The organism is Streptomyces sp. SID5464, from assembly GCF_009862985.1.
Lineage (GTDB): Bacteria > Actinomycetota > Actinomycetes > Streptomycetales > Streptomycetaceae > Streptomyces > Streptomyces chartreusis_D.
Window position 1 is genome coordinate 27,213 of the sequence record NZ_WWIQ01000022.1, and the last position, 16,816, is coordinate 44,028.

Below are 16,816 nucleotides of genomic sequence, written 5' to 3' on the forward strand. Positions count from 1 at the left end.
CGCGGTTTTCTTCGCAGACGCGGTTTTCTTCGCAGACGCGGCCTTCTTCGCAGACGCAGCCTGCATCGCAGATGCCTGCTTACTCGCGGCCCCGGCCTTCCCGGCAAGCGCCTTCCTCGCCGACGTCGGCTTCCCGGAAGGCTCCGCCTCCCCTGTCGCTTTCGCCGTTTTCCTACCGCCATCGGGGCTCTGTTCGCCCACAGCGGAATCGCGACGTACAACCACCCGCGCAGCCCCCTCGGCCTGTGCTCTCACCGGCGATTTGGACACCCGGCCAGCCTAAGGCCCGGCACCGACATCCGCCCCGGACCCCGAAGATCGGCGCCCAATTGGACCCCTGCCGCGTACCCCGGGACACGTGTGCGGCATCCTTGTGACAGATCACACTGTTTGGACCGTCCGGCAAAATGGGCACCACGGTGCCTTGGTACGCGGGGGCAACAGCCCCTGAGCAGGTCGACAAGGAGAGAACTCGTGGACGACGTTCTGCGGCGCAATCCGCTCTTCGCGGCGCTCGACGACGAGCAGGCCGCGGAGCTCCGCGCCTCCATGAGTGAGGTGACCCTCGCGCGCGGCGACTCGCTGTTCCACGAGGGTGACCCCGGCGACCGCCTGTACGTGGTCACGGAGGGCAAGGTCAAGCTCCACCGCACGTCCCCCGACGGCCGCGAGAACATGCTGGCCGTGGTCGGCCCCGGCGAGCTCATCGGCGAGCTGTCGCTGTTCGACCCGGGCCCGCGCACCGCGACCGCCACGGCGCTGACCGAGGTCAAGCTGCTCGGCCTCGGCCACGGCGACCTCCAGCCCTGGCTGAACGCCCGCCCCGAGGTGGCCACGGCGCTCCTGCGCGCCGTCGCGCGCCGGCTGCGCAAGACCAACGACGCGATGTCCGACCTCGTCTTCTCGGACGTCCCGGGCCGTGTCGCCCGGGCGCTGCTGGACCTCTCCCGCCGGTTCGGCGTGCAGTCCGAGGAGGGCATCCACGTCGTCCACGACCTCACGCAGGAGGAGCTGGCCCAGCTGGTCGGCGCGTCCCGCGAGACGGTCAACAAGGCACTGGCGGACTTCGCCCAGCGCGGCTGGCTGCGCCTGGAGGCCCGCGCGGTGATCCTCCTGGACGTGGAACGCCTCGCCAAGCGCTCGCGCTGACGCGCACGCACCCTGGCCGTACGTCGTCGGGCCCTGTCTCCTCGCGGGACGGGGCCCGACGTCGTACCGGGCACGGTCAGATGAGCCCGTGCTCCTCCAGGTAGTCCAACTGCGCGCGCACCGAGAGTTCCGCGGCCGGCCACAGGGAGCGGTCGACGTCGGCGTAGACGTGGGCGACCACTTCCGCGGGGGTGCGGTAGCCGTCCTCGACGGCCGTCTCCACCTGGGCGAGGCGGTGGGCGCGGTGGGCGAGGTAGTACTCGACGGCCCCCTGGGCGTCCTCCAGGACCGGTCCGTGGCCCGGCAGCACCGTGTGGACGCCGTCGTCGACCGTGAGGGACCTGAGGCGCCTCAGGGAGTCCAGGTAGTCGCCGAGACGGCCGTCGGGGTGGGCCACGACCGTCGTCCCGCGGCCCAGGATCGTGTCGCCGGTCAGGACCGCACGGTCGGCCGGGAGATGGAAGGAGAGGGAGTCGGCGGTGTGGCCGGGGGTCGGGACGATCCTCAGTTCGAGGCCGCCGGTGGTGATCACGTCTCCGGCGGCCAGGCCCTCGTCGCCCAGCCGCAGTGCCGGATCGAGCGCACGCACGCGCGTGCCGGTCAGTTCGGCGAACCGGGCGGCGCCCGCCGCGTGGTCGGGATGACCGTGGGTCAGCAGGGTCAGGGCGACGCGCTTGCCGGCCTGCTCGGCCGTGGCGACGACATGGCGCAGGTGACCGTCGTCGAGGGGACCCGGGTCGACCACCACCGCCAGGTCCGAGTCGGGCTCGGAGAGGATCCAGGTGTTCGTGCCGTCCAGGGTCATCGCCGACGGGTTGGGGGCCAGGACGTTGACGGCCCGCGCGGTGGCGGGCCCCGAGAGGACCCCGCCGCGGGGCTGGCCGGGAAGGGCTGCTGCGTCCGTCATGCGCTGGCTCCACCGGTCGGGGCGGTCGGGATGTGCTTGGTGAACTCGTCGTGGCCCGGCCAGGAGAGCACGATCTCGCCGTCCACCAGGCGGGCGGTGGCCAGGACGGGCGTGAGGTCCCGCGCGGGGGCGGCGGCGAGGGCCTGGGCCGCGCTCTCGTACGCCGTCAGCTGACGCAGGGTCGCGATGGTCGGCGGCATCATCAGCAGCTCGCCCTTGTCGTACCCGGCCGCAGCCTCGCCCGGGGCGATCCACACCGTGCGGTCGGCCTCCGTGGAGGCGTTGCGGGTGCGCTGCCCCTCGGGGAGGACGGCCACGAAGAACCAGGTGTCGTAGCGGCGGGCCTCGAACTCCGGGGTGATCCAGCGGGTCCAGGCGCCGAGCAGGTCGGAGCGCAGGACCAGGCCGCGGCGGTCCAGGAACTCCGCGAAGGACAGGTCCCGGGCGACCAGGGCGGCGCGGTCGGCCTCCCAGTCGGCGCCGGTGGTGTCGCCGACGACCGAGTCGGGCGTCTCGCCGGCGAGCAGCACGCCCGCCTCCTCGTACGTCTCCCGTACGGCCGCGCAGACGATGGCCTGGGCCGTCGTCTCGTCGACGCCGAGCCGGTGCGCCCACCACGCGCGCGTGGGGCCCGCCCAGCGGACCTGGTGGTCGTCGTCCCGGGGGTCGACGCCGCCGCCCGGATACGCGTACGCGCCTCCGGCGAAGGCCATGGAGGCGCGTCTGCGCAGCATGTGGACGGCGGGGCCGCTGTGGGTGTCCTTCAGGAGCATGACGGTGGCCGCGCGCTTGGGGGTCACCGGAGTGAGGGTGCCGGCCGCGAGTGCGCGGATGCGGTCCGGCCACTCCGGGGGGTACCACTGACCGTTCGCCATGGGCGCGAGGCTATCCCGTGACGGGCGGATGTTCGAGTGGCCCTCGGGGCGATGCCGCAGCTAGGGGTGTCGAAAGGGTGCTACGCGAGCTCCACCTGGATCTCGACCTCCACCGGCGCGTCCAGCGGCAGCACCGCCACGCCCACCGCGCTGCGCGCGTGCACGCCCTTGTCGCCGAGGACCTCGCCGAGCAGCTCGCTGGCGCCGTTCAGCACCGCGGGCTGGCCGGTGAAGTCCGAGGCCGAGGCCACGAAGCCCACGACCTTCACCACGCGCGCGATGCGGTCCAGGTCACCGGCGACGGACTTGACGGCGGCCAGGGCGTTCAGCGCACACGTGCGTGCCAGCTCCTTGGCCTCCTCCGGGGTGACCTCCGCACCGACCTTGCCGGTGACCGGAAGCTTGCCCTCCACCATCGGGAGCTGCCCGGCGGTGTAGACGTACGGCCCGGACTGCACGGCCGGCTGGTACGCGGCGAGCGGCGGGACGACGTCGGGCAGGGTCAGGCCCAGCTCGGCCAGCTTCGCCTCGACGGCACCCATTACTGCTTCTCCCGCTTCAGGTAGGCCACGAGCTGCTCGGGGTTGTTCGGCCCGGGCACGACCTGGACGAGCTCCCAGCCGTCCTCGCCCCAGGTGTCCAGAATCTGCTTCGTGGCGTGGACGAGCAGCGGCACGGTTGCGTATTCCCACTTGGTCATGCGGCCGACTCTAGCCGCTGCCGGAGAGGGGTCACGCGGCCGACCGTGCCCCGGTCCTCAGCCGTCCGCGGCGACGGTTGTCCACAGCCTCCCGCGTAGCCCTGGCACGGACTGGTTAGGCTCGAATACGTGAGCAGGCTCCAGGTCGTCAGCGGCAAGGGCGGTACCGGCAAGACCACGGTGGCCGCGGCCCTAGCGCTGGCCCTGGCCACGGAGGGGAAGCGGACGCTTCTCGTCGAGGTCGAGGGCCGCCAGGGAATCGCGCAGCTCTTCGAAACGGAGGCGCTGCCCTATGAGGAACGGAAGATCGCAGTCGCGCCCGGTGGCGGCGAGGTGTACGCGCTTGCCATCGACCCCGAACTGGCCCTTCTGGACTACCTCCAGATGTTCTACAAGCTGGGGGGCGCCGGACGGGCCCTGAAGAAGCTCGGCGCGATCGACTTCGCCACCACCATCGCGCCCGGCCTGAGGGACGTACTCCTCACCGGCAAGGCGTGCGAGGCGGTACGGCGCAAGGACAAGAGCGGGCGGTTCGCGTACGACTACGTCGTCATGGACGCCCCGCCCACCGGTCGCATCACGCGCTTCCTCAACGTCAACGACGAGGTCGCCGGCCTCGCCAAGATCGGCCCGATACACAATCAGGCCCAGGCCGTGATGCGGGTGCTGAAGTCGCCGGAGACGGCCGTGCACCTGGTGACACTGCTGGAGGAGATGCCCGTCCAGGAGACGGTGGACGGCATCTCCGAGCTGCGGTCGGCGCGGCTGCCGGTGGGGCGGATCATCGTGAACATGGTGCGGCCGGAGGTGTTGGACGCGGCCGACCTGGAACTCGTCAGGACGGTCCCGCGTTCCACGGTTGCGCGGTCGTTGTCGTCCGCCGGGCTCGGCGGGGCGCGGCGCGGCGGGCGCGCGGAGCGGCTGGTGGATCCGCTGCTCACGCAGGCCGAGGAGTACGCCGAGCGGTACGCGCTGGAGCACGAGCAGCGTGCGGTGCTCACCGAGCTGGGCCTGCCGCTGCACGAACTGCCGCTGTTCGCCGAAGGCGTGGACCTGGCGGGGCTGTACGAGCTGGCCCGCGAGCTGCGCGAGCAGGGCGTGTCATGAGCCGGGCAGGCCGCGGCCCGAGGAACAGCACACAGGCAAGGCCCGTCATGAGTCGGAAGCAGGGGATGTCATGAGTCGTCCGGACCCGGCCCACACCCACGCCCCGGCCCGCCGCCTGTCCCCCGCGCGCGTCCTCGACGTCGATCCGCTGCTGGCGGACCCGAAGACCCGGATCGTGGTCTGCTGCGGCTCGGGCGGGGTCGGCAAGACCACGACCGCGGCGGCCCTGGGCCTGCGCGCGGCCGAGCGGGGCCGCAAGGTCGTCGTCCTCACCATCGACCCGGCCCGCCGGCTCGCCCAGTCCATGGGCATCGACTCCCTCGACAACACCCCGCGCCGGGTGAAGGGCATCGACGACTCCGCAGGCGGCGAGCTGCACGCGATGATGCTCGACATGAAGCGCACCTTCGACGAGATCGTCGAGGCGCACGCGGACCCCGAGCGGGCGGCCGCGATCCTGGGCAATCCCTTCTACCAGTCGCTCTCGGCGGGCTTCGCGGGCACGCAGGAGTACATGGCGATGGAGAAGCTCGGGCAGCTGCGGGCCAGGGACGAGTGGGACCTGATCGTCGTCGACACCCCGCCGTCCCGCTCGGCGCTGGACTTCCTGGACGCGCCCAAGCGGCTCGGGTCGTTCCTGGACGGGCGGCTGATCCGGCTGCTGACGGCGCCGGCGAAGCTGGGCGGGCGCGCCGGGATGAAGTTCCTGAACGTCGGGATGTCGATGATGACCGGCACCCTCGGCAAGCTGCTCGGCGGTCAGCTCCTCAAGGACGTCCAGACGTTCGTGTCCGCGATGGACACGACCTTCGGCGGGTTCCGCACGCGTGCGGACGCGACGTACAAGCTGCTCCAGGCGCCGGGTACGGCGTTCCTCGTGGTCGCGGCTCCGGAGCGGGACGCGCTGCGCGAGGCCGCGTACTTCGTGGAGCGGCTGGCCGCGGAGGACATGCCGCTCGCCGGGCTGGTGCTCAACCGGGTCCACGGCAGCGGTGCCGGCCGGCTGTCGGCCGAGCGGGCGCTCGCCGCCGCGGAAAATCTTGAAGAGCCCCGCATTGTGGATCAGGAGGGCGGGAAAGCAGTACTTCGTAACTCCCCCGACACGTATGACAGTTCAGTCTCTCCCACATCCGAAACACCAGCTCCGGCTGCTGCTCCGGCTTCTGACGGTGGCTCCCCCGCCGAGGACGCCGAGAACACCGAGAACACCGAGCGGTCCGTCGACCAGCTCACGGCAGGTCTGCTGAGGCTGCACGCCGAACGTATGCAGTTGCTCTCCCGTGAGCAGCGCACGCGTGACCGCTTCACCGCGCTCCACCCCGAGGTGGCCGTGACGGAAGTGGGCGCGCTGCCCGGCGATGTGCACGACCTCGCGGGACTGCGCGACATCGGCGACCGGCTCGCGGCGAACGAGCGCGAGCTTCCCGACCCCGCCGACGACTCCGAGCCGCCCCACACGGGCACCCGGCCTGAGGCGAGTGCCTGAGCGAACGCCTGAAGCGTGCCTCAGGGCAACCCGGCGATGGCGAAGGGCCCGTCAAGGGCCCTCGAACCTTCGGAACCCCCGGAAGGAACCCCCCGGAGGGAACCCCTCAGCTCACCGCCGCGTAGTTCTCGTAGACCTCGTCGTCGTCGAGGGGCACGATGCCGGTGCCGCGCTCGTACTCCGTACGCGCCGTCTCCAGCAGCCGGCGCCAGGAGGTCACCGTGGGCCGCCTGCGCAGCAGTGCGCGGCGCTCCCGCTCCGTCATGCCTCCCCACACGCCGAACTCGACGCGGTTGTCCAGCGCGTCGGCCAGGCACTCCGTACGCACCGGGCATCCGGTGCACACCGCCTTGGCCCTGTTCTGCGCTGCTCCCTGAACGAACAGTTCATCCGGATCGGTAGTGCGGCAGGCCGCCTGCGCACTCCAGTCGACTACCCAGCCCATACCGGCGCCGTCCTCTCCCGAATCGAGGCTCCCCCACGGCGGCAGCGGCATATTCACCGCCGCCAGTTGAGGACGTTACGGAAGGTGGGCACAGTGCAACACCCCCAGCGGGCCCAATCTTGAATGGTCCGAACGGACTATGGGTAAGCGGCAGATCACCCGGGGGAGTGAGCTGGCGACATACGTAACCTTCCCGGCAAACCGGGACAGTTCAGTTGCGTCACAACGGACGCCGTATGACACACAAGGCGGATTCGGACACGACCCCACCAAAAAAGTTGGGGAACACCCGGAACGATTCGGGGTCGCCGGACGTATTGATACGTGGCCTCACTGCTGTGACAGTTGAGAGCAGCTTAGGCCAAGGCCTATACGCCTGTCCGGCGAATGAGAACGTAGGCTGCCCTCATGCCAAAGAAGCGCTCGGGCGGTGGTCTGTCACCCACACAGCAGGCCGCCAAGCTCCTCGGTGTCAGTGTTCTCGCGGGAGCCGTGCTGGCCGGTATCGCGCTGCCCGCGGTGGGCGCGCTGGGGCTGGCGGCGAAGGGATCGGTCGAGAGCTTCGACGAACTCCCGGCCAACATGAAGACCCCGCCCCTGAGTCAGCGCACCACGATCCTCGACGCCGACGGCGGCCAGATCGCCACGGTCTACTCGCGCGACCGCACGGTGGTCCCCCTCAAGGACGTCTCGCCGTACATGCAGAAGGCGATCGTCGCGATCGAGGACTCGCGCTTCTACCAGCACGGCGCGGTCGACCTGAAGGGCGTCCTGCGCGCCCTCAACAAGAACGCGCGCAGCGGTGAGGTCGCCCAGGGAGCGTCGACCCTGACGCAGCAGTACGTGAAGAACGTCTTCGTCGAGGAGGCCGGCGACGACCCGACGAAGGTCGCGCAGGCCACCCAGCAGACCATCGGCCGCAAGATCCGCGAACTGAAGTACGCGATCCAGGTCGAGGAGGAGCTCGGGAAGAAGAAGATCCTCGAGAACTACCTGAACATCACGTTCTTCGGCCAGCAGGCCTACGGCGTCGAGGCCGCGGCCCAGCGCTACTTCTCCAAGTCCGCCAAGGACCTGAACCTCCAGGAGGCGGCCCTCCTCGCCGGCATCGTCCAGTCGCCCAGCCGGTACGACCCGGTCAACGACGAGGCGGAGGCCACCAAACGCCGCAACACCGTGCTCCGGCGCATGGCCGAGGTCGGCGACATCTCCCGGGCGCAGGCCGCCGAGGCGATGAAGGCGCCGCTGGGCCTGAAGGTCAGCAAGCCCAAGAACGGCTGCATCACGGCGACCAAGGGCGCGGGCTTCTTCTGCGACTACGTGCGCGAGGTCTTCCTGAACGACCCGGTCTTCGGCAAGACCAAGGAGGAGCGGGCGAAGGTCTGGAACCAGGGCGGCCTCACCATCCGCACCACCATGGACCCGCAGGCCCAGAACGCGGCACAGCGGTCCATCAAGGACCACGTCTACAAGAGCGACGAGGTGGCCACCGCCGCCACCATCGTCCAGCCGGGCACCGGCAAGGTCCTCGCCATGGGCCAGTCGCGCCCGTACGGCTTCGGCAAGAACGAGACGCAGATCAACCTCTCCGTCGACCAGTCGATGGGCGGCGGCATGGGCTACCAGCCCGGTTCGACGTTCAAGCCGATCGTGGCCGCCGCGGCCCTCGAGGACGGCATGCCGGCGAACAAGGTGTACCCCTCGCCGTACGAGATGCGGTACCCGAGCCCGGTCGCGGCCTGCGACGGCAGGACCTGGAAGAACGATCCGGCCGCCCCCGCCGAGGTGGCAAACGAGAACAGGTCCGAGGTCGGTCCGTACGACATGAAGGAGGCGACCGCCAAGTCGGTCAACACCTACTACGTGCAGATGATCAGTGACATCGGCATCTGCCCGGTGACGACGATGGCGAAGAAGATGGGCGTCGAGCGGGCCGACGGCGACAAGATGCCCCAGGTGCCCTCCATCGCCCTCGGCACCCAGGAGATGTCGCCGCTGACCATGGCGAACGCGTACGCCACGTTCGCCTCGCGCGGCATGTACTGCACGCCGGTCGCCATCGAGTCGATCAGCCAGCGCGTCGGCGACAGCACGAAGTCGCTCGAGGTCCCGAAGTCGACCTGCTCGCGCGCGATGTCGGAGAAGACCGCCGACACCATCAACGCGCTGCTGCGGGGCGTCGTCGAGGACGGTACGGGTAAGAAGGCCGGCCTCGGCAGCCGCCCCAGCGCCGGTAAGACCGGTACGACGGACGAGCGCTACGCGGCCTGGTTCGTGGGCTACACGCCCAACATGGCCGGTGCCGTGTGGGTCGGCGACCCCGCACACAAGCGGAAGATGGTCGGCATCACCATCGGCGGCGTCCCGTACGGCAAGGTGTTCGGTGGCGAGGTCCCCGGACCGATCTGGGGCGACATGATGTCCGGCGCGCTGGAGGGCAAGCCCGTCGAGAACTTCAACACCGTCCACATCCCCGACGGCATCGACCGGGACCGCGGCGACGGGAACGGCGACGACGAGGGCCGCGACAACGGGGACAACGGCGGCAACGGAGACGGCGGCTTCATCGGCGGCCTGGTCGGCGGCAACAACGGCGGCGGCGGGGACGGCGGCGCCTTCCCGACACCGTCGTTCAGCATTCCGGAGGGATTCTTCCGAGGCCAGGGCAACGGGGGCAACGGGGGCAACGGGAACGGGGGACGCGGCTGACGCCGCGTCCTGAACGCGGACGGCCCCTTCCCGCCGTACGAAGATCTTCGTACGGCGGGAAGGGGCCGCGTGTTCCTGTCAGCGCGTTGACCTGCGGCCTCAGCCGCAGTGCTGCCAGCCGATCGAGTCGTACGCGACGGTCCGGCCGTTGTACACGATCGACCCCTCCCACCTCACGCACTTGCCGGCGGCGGCGACCGTGACCGGGCCCGCGTACTGCGCGAAGCTCCCGGAGTCGGTGTCGCTCCGCTCCGGAGACGTACTGGCCATGAGCTTGATGCTCATCGACGTGGTCACGCCGTAGAGCGGTCCTCCGGACTTGGTGAAGATCGCGCAGTTGTTCGTGCCGTCCCAGTAGAGCCGGACCTGGCCGACGTACTGCCCGGTGTACGGGCTGTAGTCCCCCGTGACGTTGTACGTGTCGATGAGGCTTCCCGAGCAGCTGCCCGCCGCGTCCGCCGTCCCCGCGAAGCTCAACGTCGCGGCGACCACGGCCGCTGCGGTCACGGACGCCTTGAGAACACGTCTCGACCCAGTCATCCCACCCTCAATTCGAACGAAAGTTCAGAGTCGGCTGACGCTAACACCCGCCCCGGGCCGGTGCCTCAGAAATCACACATTCGCGTCCGCGTGACCGCAGCCCCAGCTCCCTGGCTTCGCCAAGAGGCTCCCTGGGTCCCTAGGGCGTGTCCGCGAGGATCTTCTTCACAGCCGCGGCGACGCGGCCGCCCTCGGCCTGGCCCGCGACCTTCGGGTTCACGATCTTCATGACCGCGCCCATGGCCCGCGGCCCCTCCGCCCCGGCCGCCTTCGCCTCCTCGACGGCCTGGGCGACGATCTGGTTCAGCTCGTCGTCGCTCAGCTGCTTCGGCAGGTACGCGGCGAGCACCTCGCCCTCCGCCCTCTCCCGCTCCGCGCTCTCGGCGCGACCACCCTGCGCGAAGGCCTCGGCCGCCTCACGGCGCTTCTTCGCCTCCCGGGTGATCACCTTCTGTACCTCGTCGTCGGAGAGCTCGCGCTTCTCCTTGCCCGCGACCTCCTCCTTGGTGATCGCGGCGAGCGTCAGCCGGAGCGTCGAGGAGCGGAGCTCGTCGCGCTCCTTGATCGCGGCGTTGAGGTCGTCCTGCAGCTTCGACTTGAGCGTGGTCATGGGGTTGATTGTCGCAGGTGCGGGCGGACAGGCGCCCGTTGATTTGTGGGTGATGGTCCAAGGGATGGTCTAAGGACCGTGGGCGTCAGGGGATTTCGGGCACCGCCGGGCGGAGGTGACCCGTCCGGTCTGACACGATGGTCGTATGCGCGCGCGATACGGAGTCCCCCTGGGAATCGCGGCGGCTGGTGCCGCCGGTCTGTTGTACGCCGCGGGCTTCGAGGCCCGCTCCTTCCGCCTGCGCCGGGTCACGGTCCCGGTCCTGCCCTCGGGCATGCGCCCCCTGCGCGTGCTGCAGGTCTCCGACATCCACATGGTCAGCGGTCAGCGCAAGAAGCAGCGCTGGCTGCGGTCCCTGGCGGGCCTGCGCCCCGACTTCGTGATCAACACGGGTGACAACCTCTCCGACCCGGAGGGCATCCCGGAGGTCCTGGACGCGCTCGGCCCCCTGATGGAGTTCCCGGGCGCGTACGTCTTCGGCTCCAACGACTACTACGGCCCCGTTCCCCGCAACCCCGCCCGCTACCTGCGCGAGAAGGCCCAGGGCCGCCACGGCCTGAACGGCAACCCGCCGGCCGTCGGCGTGGTGCACATCCCGTGGGAGGACATGCGGGACGCCTTCGACGCGGCGGGCTGGCTGAACCTCACGAACACGCGCGGCACGCTCAAGATCGAGGGCGTCTCGCTGGAGCTGACGGGCCTGGACGACCCGCACATCAAGCGGGACCGCTACGAGCAGGTGGCCGGCGGTCCGTCGGATTCGGCCGACTTCTCCATGGGCGTGGTCCACGCGCCGTACCTGCGCACGCTGGACGCCTTCGCAGCCGACGGCTACCCCTTGATCCTGGCCGGCCACACCCACGGCGGCCAGCTGTGCATCCCCTTCTACGGCGCCCTGGTCACCAACTGCGACCTGGACACGGACCGTGTGAAGGGCCTGTCCACGCACACCGCGGAGGGCCGTACGTCGTATCTGCACGTCTCGGCGGGCTGCGGCACGAACCGCTACACACCGGTACGGTTCGCGTGCCCGCCGGAGGCGACGTTGCTGACGTTGGTGGGGCGGGAGTAGCGGGGAACCTCTCCCACCCGCAGGGGCCGGTCGCGGTCGGCCGGGTCTGGTCGGGGTCGGCCGGGGCACACGGCCAGGGACCCGCAGCCAGGGCCCCCGGCCAGGGACCCCCGGGCCAGGGACCCCCGGCCAGGGCCCCATTAACCCACACAGCCCGCCCACATCGCCCCCTATGTCCGCTTCTGTCAGCGTGGGGGCATGACCGCCCCGATACCCCGGGACATACCGGATCTCCCCGCGATTCCGGGCAAGCCCGCGCTGAAGCCCTCCCCCGTCCCCGCCACGGCCGTCGTCACCCCGGTCCGCCGCCCGGCGGCCGCGGCCTTCCGCCTGCTGGTCGCCCTCGCGGCGACCGCGGGCGTGACGCTCGACGTACTCCTGGGCGACCCGTCCCGGACCCTCGGCTACTTCGCGATCCAGAGCAACATCCTCCTCGCGCTGGTCATGGCCCTCTCGGCCCGCCGCGCATGGACGGCCAGCCGCCCGCTCCCAGGAGCCGTACTGGGCGCGACGCTGCTCTACGTCGTCATCGCGGCCCTGGTGCAGCACCTGCTCCTGGCGAACGAGGCGAGCCCCTTCTCCCTCGCGGGCGAAGCAGCCGCCCCGACGGGCTGGCAGGCCCTCGCCCACCACACGCTCCACACGGTGACCCCGATCGCGGCCGTACTGGACTGGCTCCTGCTCACGTCCCCCGGCCGCCTGCACCTGCGCCAGGCCAGCACGTGGCTGCTCTACCCCCTGGCCTACCTGGCCTTCTCCCTCATCCGAGGCGAGCTGCTCCTCCCGGGCACCACCGACCGCTACCTCTACCCCTTCCTGGACGTCGACCAGGACGGCTACAAGAAGGTCCTCGGCAACGCCCTCCTCCTCGGCCTCTCCTTCTACGCCCTCGCGATCCTCCTCGTGGCCCTCGACCACGCCCGCCCGAACCCCCTCCGGCACCCCTGGAAAACCGGATTTCGTCTCTAGCCACCAGTGGGCTAAAGTAAACGTCGTCGCCGCGACAGCAGCGACATCGGGGTGTAGCGCAGCTTGGCAGCGCGCTTCGTTCGGGACGAAGAGGTCGTGGGTTCAAATCCCGCCACCCCGACAGTGAAGTACCAGGTCAGGGGCCTGATCCAGTGAGTGGATCAGGCCCCTGACGGGTTTCTGGAGATCGGCTTTGGTCAGTGCCACGGCTGAGGGCATCGGGCCTGCCCGTTCGCGAATCCAGCTCCGTGGCTGACCAAGAACACGATGTCCAGCCGCCTCAACGGCCGTTGGATCACGGCACATGGCGGGCCATTACTCAGCGCGTCCCGCGACCACGCCCGTGTCCTCGCCCAGCGGGTGCGTGCGTTGCGGGAGGTCCGTGGGTGGACGCGGGAGCGGCTCGCTAAGGAAGCGGGCATCGCCGTCGGGACGCCGGCCCGTCTGGAGAGCGAGGGAGCAGTCCAGCCAGGTTTCTTCACCGTCGGCGCAGTCGCTGAGGCTCTGGAGGTCTCCCGCATGTTCCTTCGCCAGTACGGGACACACGCCGTGGAGGAGAAGCTCCGCGAGCGCTGGTTCGACCGGATGATCTCCCCGGAGAAGGCCGTGCACTGCTTCATCGGAAACGTCGCGGCCCGCCCCAAGACGTTTCTGCTGTTGGGCCTCTTCTACTCACGACGGGATGTCGTCCAGAGCTTCCAAGAAAGTCTGTTCGACCTGTAAGGGTGAGTACGCAGGGCAGGTCGAGGCTGCTGGCCGCGTCGGGAACCCCGCCGCCGTTCCTAGTGCTTCGTCCGGTTCTTGAGCACCGCTGCCCGGGACAGCCCTTGGGCCGTCCCGGGCAGAGCCGGGTACAGGGGGTTACGGGATGGTGAGGTAGGCGCGTTCGATCGTCTGGACGAGCGTGTTGCCGTCACGGTCCGTAAGCTCGGCGCGCAGGGAGACCGAGCCCGGCTTCGCCGGGTGCTTCAGCGAGAGGTGCGTGCCGCCGACGGCTCTGGCGGGCTGCCAGGTGGCGCCGTCGTCGTACGACACCTGGAAGGTGAGCTTCGCGGGTCGCTGCCCGGCCGCCGCGCCCTCGACGGTGAAGGGAACCTCGAAGCGCTTGCCCGCCTTCGCCGTGCTGGCCAGGGTCAGGTCGGGGCTGAAGCGGACCGCCGACAGCGGAAGCGCGGCGAAGGCGCCCTCGGGGGTCCTGGCGGAGCGGAAGGTCCACTCCGCGTGGACGCGCGTGCTGACGGCGTACACGGCCGGGTCGCGGGAGTTGTCCACGGTCAGCTTGTACGCGGTGTCCTCGGCGGGAACCGTGTACTCGGTGACGCCGTCGGTCGGCGGGATGCCGTACTCGTCGGAGATCTCCTTGCCGTCCGCCTCCAGCCTGGTCGTCACGGAGGTCGTGTCGCTGGTGCCCCAGTGCCCGCCGCCGTCACCGAACAGCGGGACGTACGCCCGGAGGGTGTTGCCCTCGCGGGCGGCGCCGGGAAAGCCCCTGCCCGGTCCGGGGGCGTCGGGACCGTGGAGGACCGGGCCGAAGACGCCGACACCGAACCGCTCCCGGTAGCCGCGGCCGGCCTTCCAGGTCTGCGGCATCCTCATGAGGAAGTTCTCGAATACCGACTCCCGGCCCTCGCCCGAGACCTGCCAGGTGCGCACCGACCACTTCACGCCGTTGTCGAGGATGTACTCGGTGCTCCGGAACGGGAGATCACCCCGCATGTCGGTGAAACCGCTCACCAGGTCGCCGTCGGGCAGGTGCGGGGTCACCTCCGCCTGGACGCGCCGGCCGTCGACCGCCTCGCCCACCTGGAGGTCGACCTTCGCCAACTGCCTGCGCTCGACCCGCGCCGTGAAGCCGTCCAGGCTGCCCTTCCGGTACCAGGCGGCGTGGTAGTTGACCGGCCTGCCGTCCCCGTCCTTCGCGGTCCAGTTGCCGGAGTACAGGGCGGTCAGCCTCTCCACGGCCTCCCCGCCGCCGAGCCGCCCGAACCGCGAGCCCTCGAAGGTGGGCATCAGGTACTGGAGGGAGCCGTCGCTGAGCCCCTCGCCCCGCCCGAAGCCGATCGCGACCGTGGCGTCGGTGTTCTCGGCCGCCGGGTCCGGCACGGTGATGTCCACCGGCTTCGCCTGCCGAGCGTCGACGGTGACCGTCTTGTCACCGTCCAGCCGGAACTTCGGCTCCAGCAGGACGGCGTGGGTCGGGGACGAGGTCTGCGGGTGGATCACACCGCTGAGGATGTAGTCGCCCTTGGGCAGTCGTATCGTCAGTTCGCCGTCCTTCTCGTCGGCGTACTCGGCGTAGAAGTCGCTGTAGAGGCCCGCGACGGAGGTGGCGGCGTCGCCGGTCGGATCGCCGTTCTCGTCGATGTGCTTGAGCGTCAGGCTGTACGACTCCACCTCGCGCGCCACGCCGACGGCGGACCGCACCTGGACCTTGCCGTCGGCGGAGGTCGCCTGCACCGAGCCGCCGAAGCTGCCGTCGGCGCTGCCCGCGCGGGTGTCCGCCGTGACCTCGGCGCTCGCCGTGCCGCCCGCCGGAACCGTGATCCGCTGCGGTGAGACGCTGAACATGCCTTCGGTGGCGGGCTTTCCGTCAACCGCGTAGGCGTCGACGGACAGGTCCAGGGTGACCGGCTCGGTGCCGAGGTTGCGGTAGGTGAGCTGCTTGGTGGACGGCTTGTCGTCGCCGTGCGGCCACTGCTGCTCACCGAAGTCGAGCGGGCCCTGCTCTGTGACGACGCTCTGTTGCAGCGCCCGGACCACATCCGTACGGCCGGTGCCCTGCTGAAAGGAGCTGTACGTCCCCGGCTTGGCGGAACCGGTGAGGACCGCCTTGAGGCGCTCGCCGCTCCAGTCGGGGTGCTGCTGGGCGAGGACGGCGGCGGCGCCCGCGACATGCGGGGTCGCCATGGACGTACCGTCGAGGGTGGCGTAGCCGGGGACGCCGGAGGGGTACTCGCTCTCGACGAGACTGCCGGCCGCTGCCGCGGCGGTGATCTCGACACCGGGCGCGGTCAGGTCGGGCTTGACCCCGCTGTCCCCGACGCGCGGACCGCGGCTGGAGAAGCCGGCGAGGGAGTCGGACTTGTCGACCGCGCCGACGGTGAGCGCGGAATCCGCGCTGCCGGGCGAGCCGACCGTGCCCTCACCGAACTCGCCCTCGTTGCCCGCCGCGACGACGAAGAGCGTGTCGGACTCGGCGGAGAGCCGGTCGACCGCCTCCTCCATCGGGTCGGTGCCGGGCAGGTCGGTGCCGCCGAGGCTGAGGTTGACGACGTCCGCGCCCTGGGCCACCGCCCACTCCATGCCGGCGATGATCCCGGAGTCCGAGCCGGAGCCGGTGTCGTCCAGGACCTTGCCGTTGAGGATCTTCGCGCCCGGCGCCACGCCCTTGAACCTGCCGTCCGACTTGGCGCCGGTGCCGACCACGGTGGACGCCACGTGCGTGCCGTGGCCGAACTTGTCGCCGGTGCCGTCGGAGCCCGAGAAGTCCTTCTCCTCGACCACCTGCTGCGCCAGGTCGGGGTGGGAGGAGTCGACTCCGGTGTCCAGGACGGCGACCTTCACCCCGGTGCCGTCGTACCCGGCGGCCCACGCGGTCGGCGCGCCGATCTGCGGGACGCTCTTGTCGAGGGAGGCCTTGCGCCGTCCGTCCAGCCAGACCTTCTCGACGGCGCCGGACTCCTCAGTGGTGACGGTGTCCCAGAAGTCGGCCGCCCGCTTCTTGACGGACCGCATCGACTTGCCGTTGACCACGGGCAGCGCACGGCCCATCCGGGCCCCGGCCTCGGTGAACGGGCTCATCGAGGGCGCCTTCTTGCCCTTGAACGTGACGATCAGCGGGACGTCGGACCTGCCCGCGTCGTCGTAGCCGTCCTTGATCAGCTGCGTCACGTCGAACAACCGCGCGTCCAACTTGCCCTGGGCCAGCAGTAGTTCGGCGTCACCGGGGACGACCCGGGTGTGTCCCGCGACCTCTCGGATCGAGAAGGGCACGGCCCCCCGGCCCGGGGCCCGCTCCACCCCGGAGACCCGGCCGTCGCCGCCGACCAGGACACGGTCGCCGGTGACCAGCGTGACCGTCTTCACCGCGGCCGCCGTACGGCCGCCTCCGGTGTCGACGGCCCCGGCGCCGGCCGGGAGACCGGCCATCACCATGGCCGCGGTAGCCACTCCCGCGGCCATGGCCGCAGGTCTGTGGCGTGCGCGTAACCTCATCTGAGAGCTCCTGTTCGTCGGGTCGGTGGAAG

At 70.5% G+C, this 16,816-nt stretch carries 15 protein-coding genes, 1 tRNA gene and 1 pseudogene; 8 read left to right on the forward strand and 9 right to left on the reverse strand.

Annotated features, from left to right (window positions below; translation table 11 throughout):
* Window positions 1-201 (reverse strand): annotated as a pseudogene (locus GTY47_RS40930) (endonuclease III); the annotation flags it as partial.
* 273 nt (window positions 202-474) lie between these two features.
* Here GTY47_RS40930 and GTY47_RS15670 point away from each other — a divergent pair.
* Window positions 475-1,149 carry a Crp/Fnr family transcriptional regulator gene (locus tag GTY47_RS15670; RefSeq protein ID WP_010031945.1) on the forward strand — a complete coding sequence of 225 codons (675 nt, stop codon included), beginning with the start codon at window positions 475-477 and terminating at the stop codon, window positions 1,147-1,149.
* Between the two features lie 76 nt (window positions 1,150-1,225).
* Here the strand turns inward: GTY47_RS15670 and GTY47_RS15675 are convergent, their stop codons facing one another.
* The 4 genes from GTY47_RS15675 to GTY47_RS15690 form a co-directional block, all read right to left on the reverse strand.
* A complete protein-coding gene (locus GTY47_RS15675; RefSeq protein WP_010031947.1) occupies window positions 1,226-2,056 on the reverse strand; it encodes an MBL fold metallo-hydrolase in 831 nt (276 codons plus the stop codon).
* The gene (locus tag GTY47_RS15680; protein ID WP_010031949.1) at window positions 2,053-2,931 is read right to left on the reverse strand and encodes an NUDIX hydrolase; all 879 of its coding nucleotides are present in this window, start codon (window positions 2,929-2,931) and stop codon (window positions 2,053-2,055) included. Before GTY47_RS15680 ends, GTY47_RS15675 begins: the two co-directional genes overlap by 4 nt.
* A gap of 80 nt (window positions 2,932-3,011) precedes the next feature.
* Window positions 3,012-3,473, reverse strand: a complete 462-nt coding sequence (locus GTY47_RS15685) for an Atu1372/SO_1960 family protein (protein WP_010031952.1) — start codon at window positions 3,471-3,473, stop codon at window positions 3,012-3,014.
* The gene (locus GTY47_RS15690) at window positions 3,473-3,631 is read right to left on the reverse strand and encodes a DUF4177 domain-containing protein (protein ID WP_003991873.1); all 159 of its coding nucleotides are present in this window, start codon (window positions 3,629-3,631) and stop codon (window positions 3,473-3,475) included. Before GTY47_RS15690 ends, GTY47_RS15685 begins: the two co-directional genes overlap by 1 nt.
* Window positions 3,632-3,760: 129 nt before the next feature.
* Here GTY47_RS15690 and GTY47_RS15695 point away from each other — a divergent pair, with 129 nt between their 5' ends.
* Together GTY47_RS15695 and GTY47_RS15700 are read left to right on the forward strand one after the other, a co-directional pair.
* Complete coding sequence (locus GTY47_RS15695) at window positions 3,761-4,738, forward strand: ArsA-related P-loop ATPase (protein WP_010031961.1); 978 nt, start codon at window positions 3,761-3,763, stop codon at window positions 4,736-4,738.
* A gap of 70 nt (window positions 4,739-4,808) precedes the next feature.
* Window positions 4,809-6,224, forward strand: coding sequence for an ArsA family ATPase (locus GTY47_RS15700; protein WP_010031963.1), 1,416 nt, complete (start codon window positions 4,809-4,811; stop codon window positions 6,222-6,224).
* A 106-nt stretch (window positions 6,225-6,330) separates the two neighbouring features.
* On the opposite strand, the gene wblA is transcribed toward GTY47_RS15700, so the two are convergent.
* Window positions 6,331-6,669, reverse strand: coding sequence for a transcriptional regulator WblA (gene wblA / locus GTY47_RS15705; protein ID WP_010031964.1), 339 nt, complete (start codon window positions 6,667-6,669; stop codon window positions 6,331-6,333).
* A gap of 408 nt (window positions 6,670-7,077) precedes the next feature.
* Between wblA and GTY47_RS15715 the strand changes: the two genes are divergently transcribed.
* Window positions 7,078-9,378 (forward strand): transglycosylase domain-containing protein, encoded by a 2,301-nt coding sequence (locus tag GTY47_RS15715; protein ID WP_010031966.1) that lies wholly within the window; start codon window positions 7,078-7,080, stop codon window positions 9,376-9,378.
* Between the two features lie 99 nt (window positions 9,379-9,477).
* Here the strand turns inward: GTY47_RS15715 and GTY47_RS15720 are convergent, their stop codons facing one another.
* Together GTY47_RS15720 and GTY47_RS15725 are read right to left on the reverse strand one after the other, a co-directional pair.
* Complete coding sequence (locus tag GTY47_RS15720) at window positions 9,478-9,885, reverse strand: hypothetical protein (protein WP_010031968.1); 408 nt, start codon at window positions 9,883-9,885, stop codon at window positions 9,478-9,480.
* A gap of 172 nt (window positions 9,886-10,057) precedes the next feature.
* On the reverse strand, window positions 10,058-10,528 hold the full coding sequence (locus GTY47_RS15725; RefSeq protein ID WP_010031969.1) for a GatB/YqeY domain-containing protein: 471 nt from the start codon (window positions 10,526-10,528) through the stop codon (window positions 10,058-10,060).
* 145 nt (window positions 10,529-10,673) lie between these two features.
* Here GTY47_RS15725 and GTY47_RS15730 point away from each other — a divergent pair, with 145 nt between their 5' ends.
* From GTY47_RS15730 to GTY47_RS40935, 4 genes are all read left to right on the forward strand, one after another.
* On the forward strand, window positions 10,674-11,600 hold the full coding sequence (locus tag GTY47_RS15730) for a metallophosphoesterase (protein ID WP_029180612.1): 927 nt from the start codon (window positions 10,674-10,676) through the stop codon (window positions 11,598-11,600).
* A gap of 198 nt (window positions 11,601-11,798) precedes the next feature.
* A complete protein-coding gene (locus tag GTY47_RS15735; RefSeq protein WP_010031973.1) occupies window positions 11,799-12,569 on the forward strand; it encodes a Pr6Pr family membrane protein in 771 nt (256 codons plus the stop codon).
* A 47-nt stretch (window positions 12,570-12,616) separates the two neighbouring features.
* Window positions 12,617-12,690 (forward strand) — tRNA-Pro (locus GTY47_RS15740).
* A gap of 146 nt (window positions 12,691-12,836) precedes the next feature.
* The gene (locus tag GTY47_RS40935; protein WP_010031975.1) at window positions 12,837-13,292 is read left to right on the forward strand and encodes a helix-turn-helix transcriptional regulator; all 456 of its coding nucleotides are present in this window, start codon (window positions 12,837-12,839) and stop codon (window positions 13,290-13,292) included.
* A gap of 138 nt (window positions 13,293-13,430) precedes the next feature.
* On the opposite strand, the gene GTY47_RS15750 is transcribed toward GTY47_RS40935, so the two are convergent.
* Window positions 13,431-16,751 (reverse strand): S8 family serine peptidase, encoded by a 3,321-nt coding sequence (locus tag GTY47_RS15750; RefSeq protein WP_029180613.1) that lies wholly within the window; start codon window positions 16,749-16,751, stop codon window positions 13,431-13,433.
* Window positions 16,752-16,816: the final 65 nt, after the last annotated feature.

What these genes read in the sequence shown, in the direction of transcription:
- GTY47_RS15715 (WP_010031966.1), top strand. Translation starts at nt 7,078, where the DNA reads ATGCCAAAGAAGCGCTCGGGCGGTGGTCTGTCACCCACACAGCAGGCC.
- GTY47_RS15730 (WP_029180612.1), top strand. Translation starts at nt 10,674, where the DNA reads ATGCGCGCGCGATACGGAGTCCCCCTGGGAATCGCGGCGGCTGGTGCC.
- GTY47_RS15735 (WP_010031973.1), top strand. Translation starts at nt 11,799, where the DNA reads ATGACCGCCCCGATACCCCGGGACATACCGGATCTCCCCGCGATTCCG.
- GTY47_RS15690 (WP_003991873.1), bottom strand. Translation starts at nt 3,631, where the DNA reads ATGACCAAGTGGGAATACGCAACCGTGCCGCTGCTCGTCCACGCCACG.
- GTY47_RS15725 (WP_010031969.1), bottom strand. Translation starts at nt 10,528, where the DNA reads ATGACCACGCTCAAGTCGAAGCTGCAGGACGACCTCAACGCCGCGATC.
- GTY47_RS40935 (WP_010031975.1), top strand. Translation starts at nt 12,837, where the DNA reads ATGTCCAGCCGCCTCAACGGCCGTTGGATCACGGCACATGGCGGGCCA.
- GTY47_RS15680 (WP_010031949.1), bottom strand. Translation starts at nt 2,931, where the DNA reads ATGGCGAACGGTCAGTGGTACCCCCCGGAGTGGCCGGACCGCATCCGC.
- GTY47_RS15700 (WP_010031963.1), top strand. Translation starts at nt 4,809, where the DNA reads ATGAGTCGTCCGGACCCGGCCCACACCCACGCCCCGGCCCGCCGCCTG.
- wblA (WP_010031964.1), bottom strand. Translation starts at nt 6,669, where the DNA reads ATGGGCTGGGTAGTCGACTGGAGTGCGCAGGCGGCCTGCCGCACTACC.
- GTY47_RS15675 (WP_010031947.1), bottom strand. Translation starts at nt 2,056, where the DNA reads ATGACGGACGCAGCAGCCCTTCCCGGCCAGCCCCGCGGCGGGGTCCTC.
- GTY47_RS15750 (WP_029180613.1), bottom strand. Translation starts at nt 16,751, where the DNA reads ATGGCCGCGGGAGTGGCTACCGCGGCCATGGTGATGGCCGGTCTCCCG.
- GTY47_RS15685 (WP_010031952.1), bottom strand. Translation starts at nt 3,473, where the DNA reads ATGGGTGCCGTCGAGGCGAAGCTGGCCGAGCTGGGCCTGACCCTGCCC.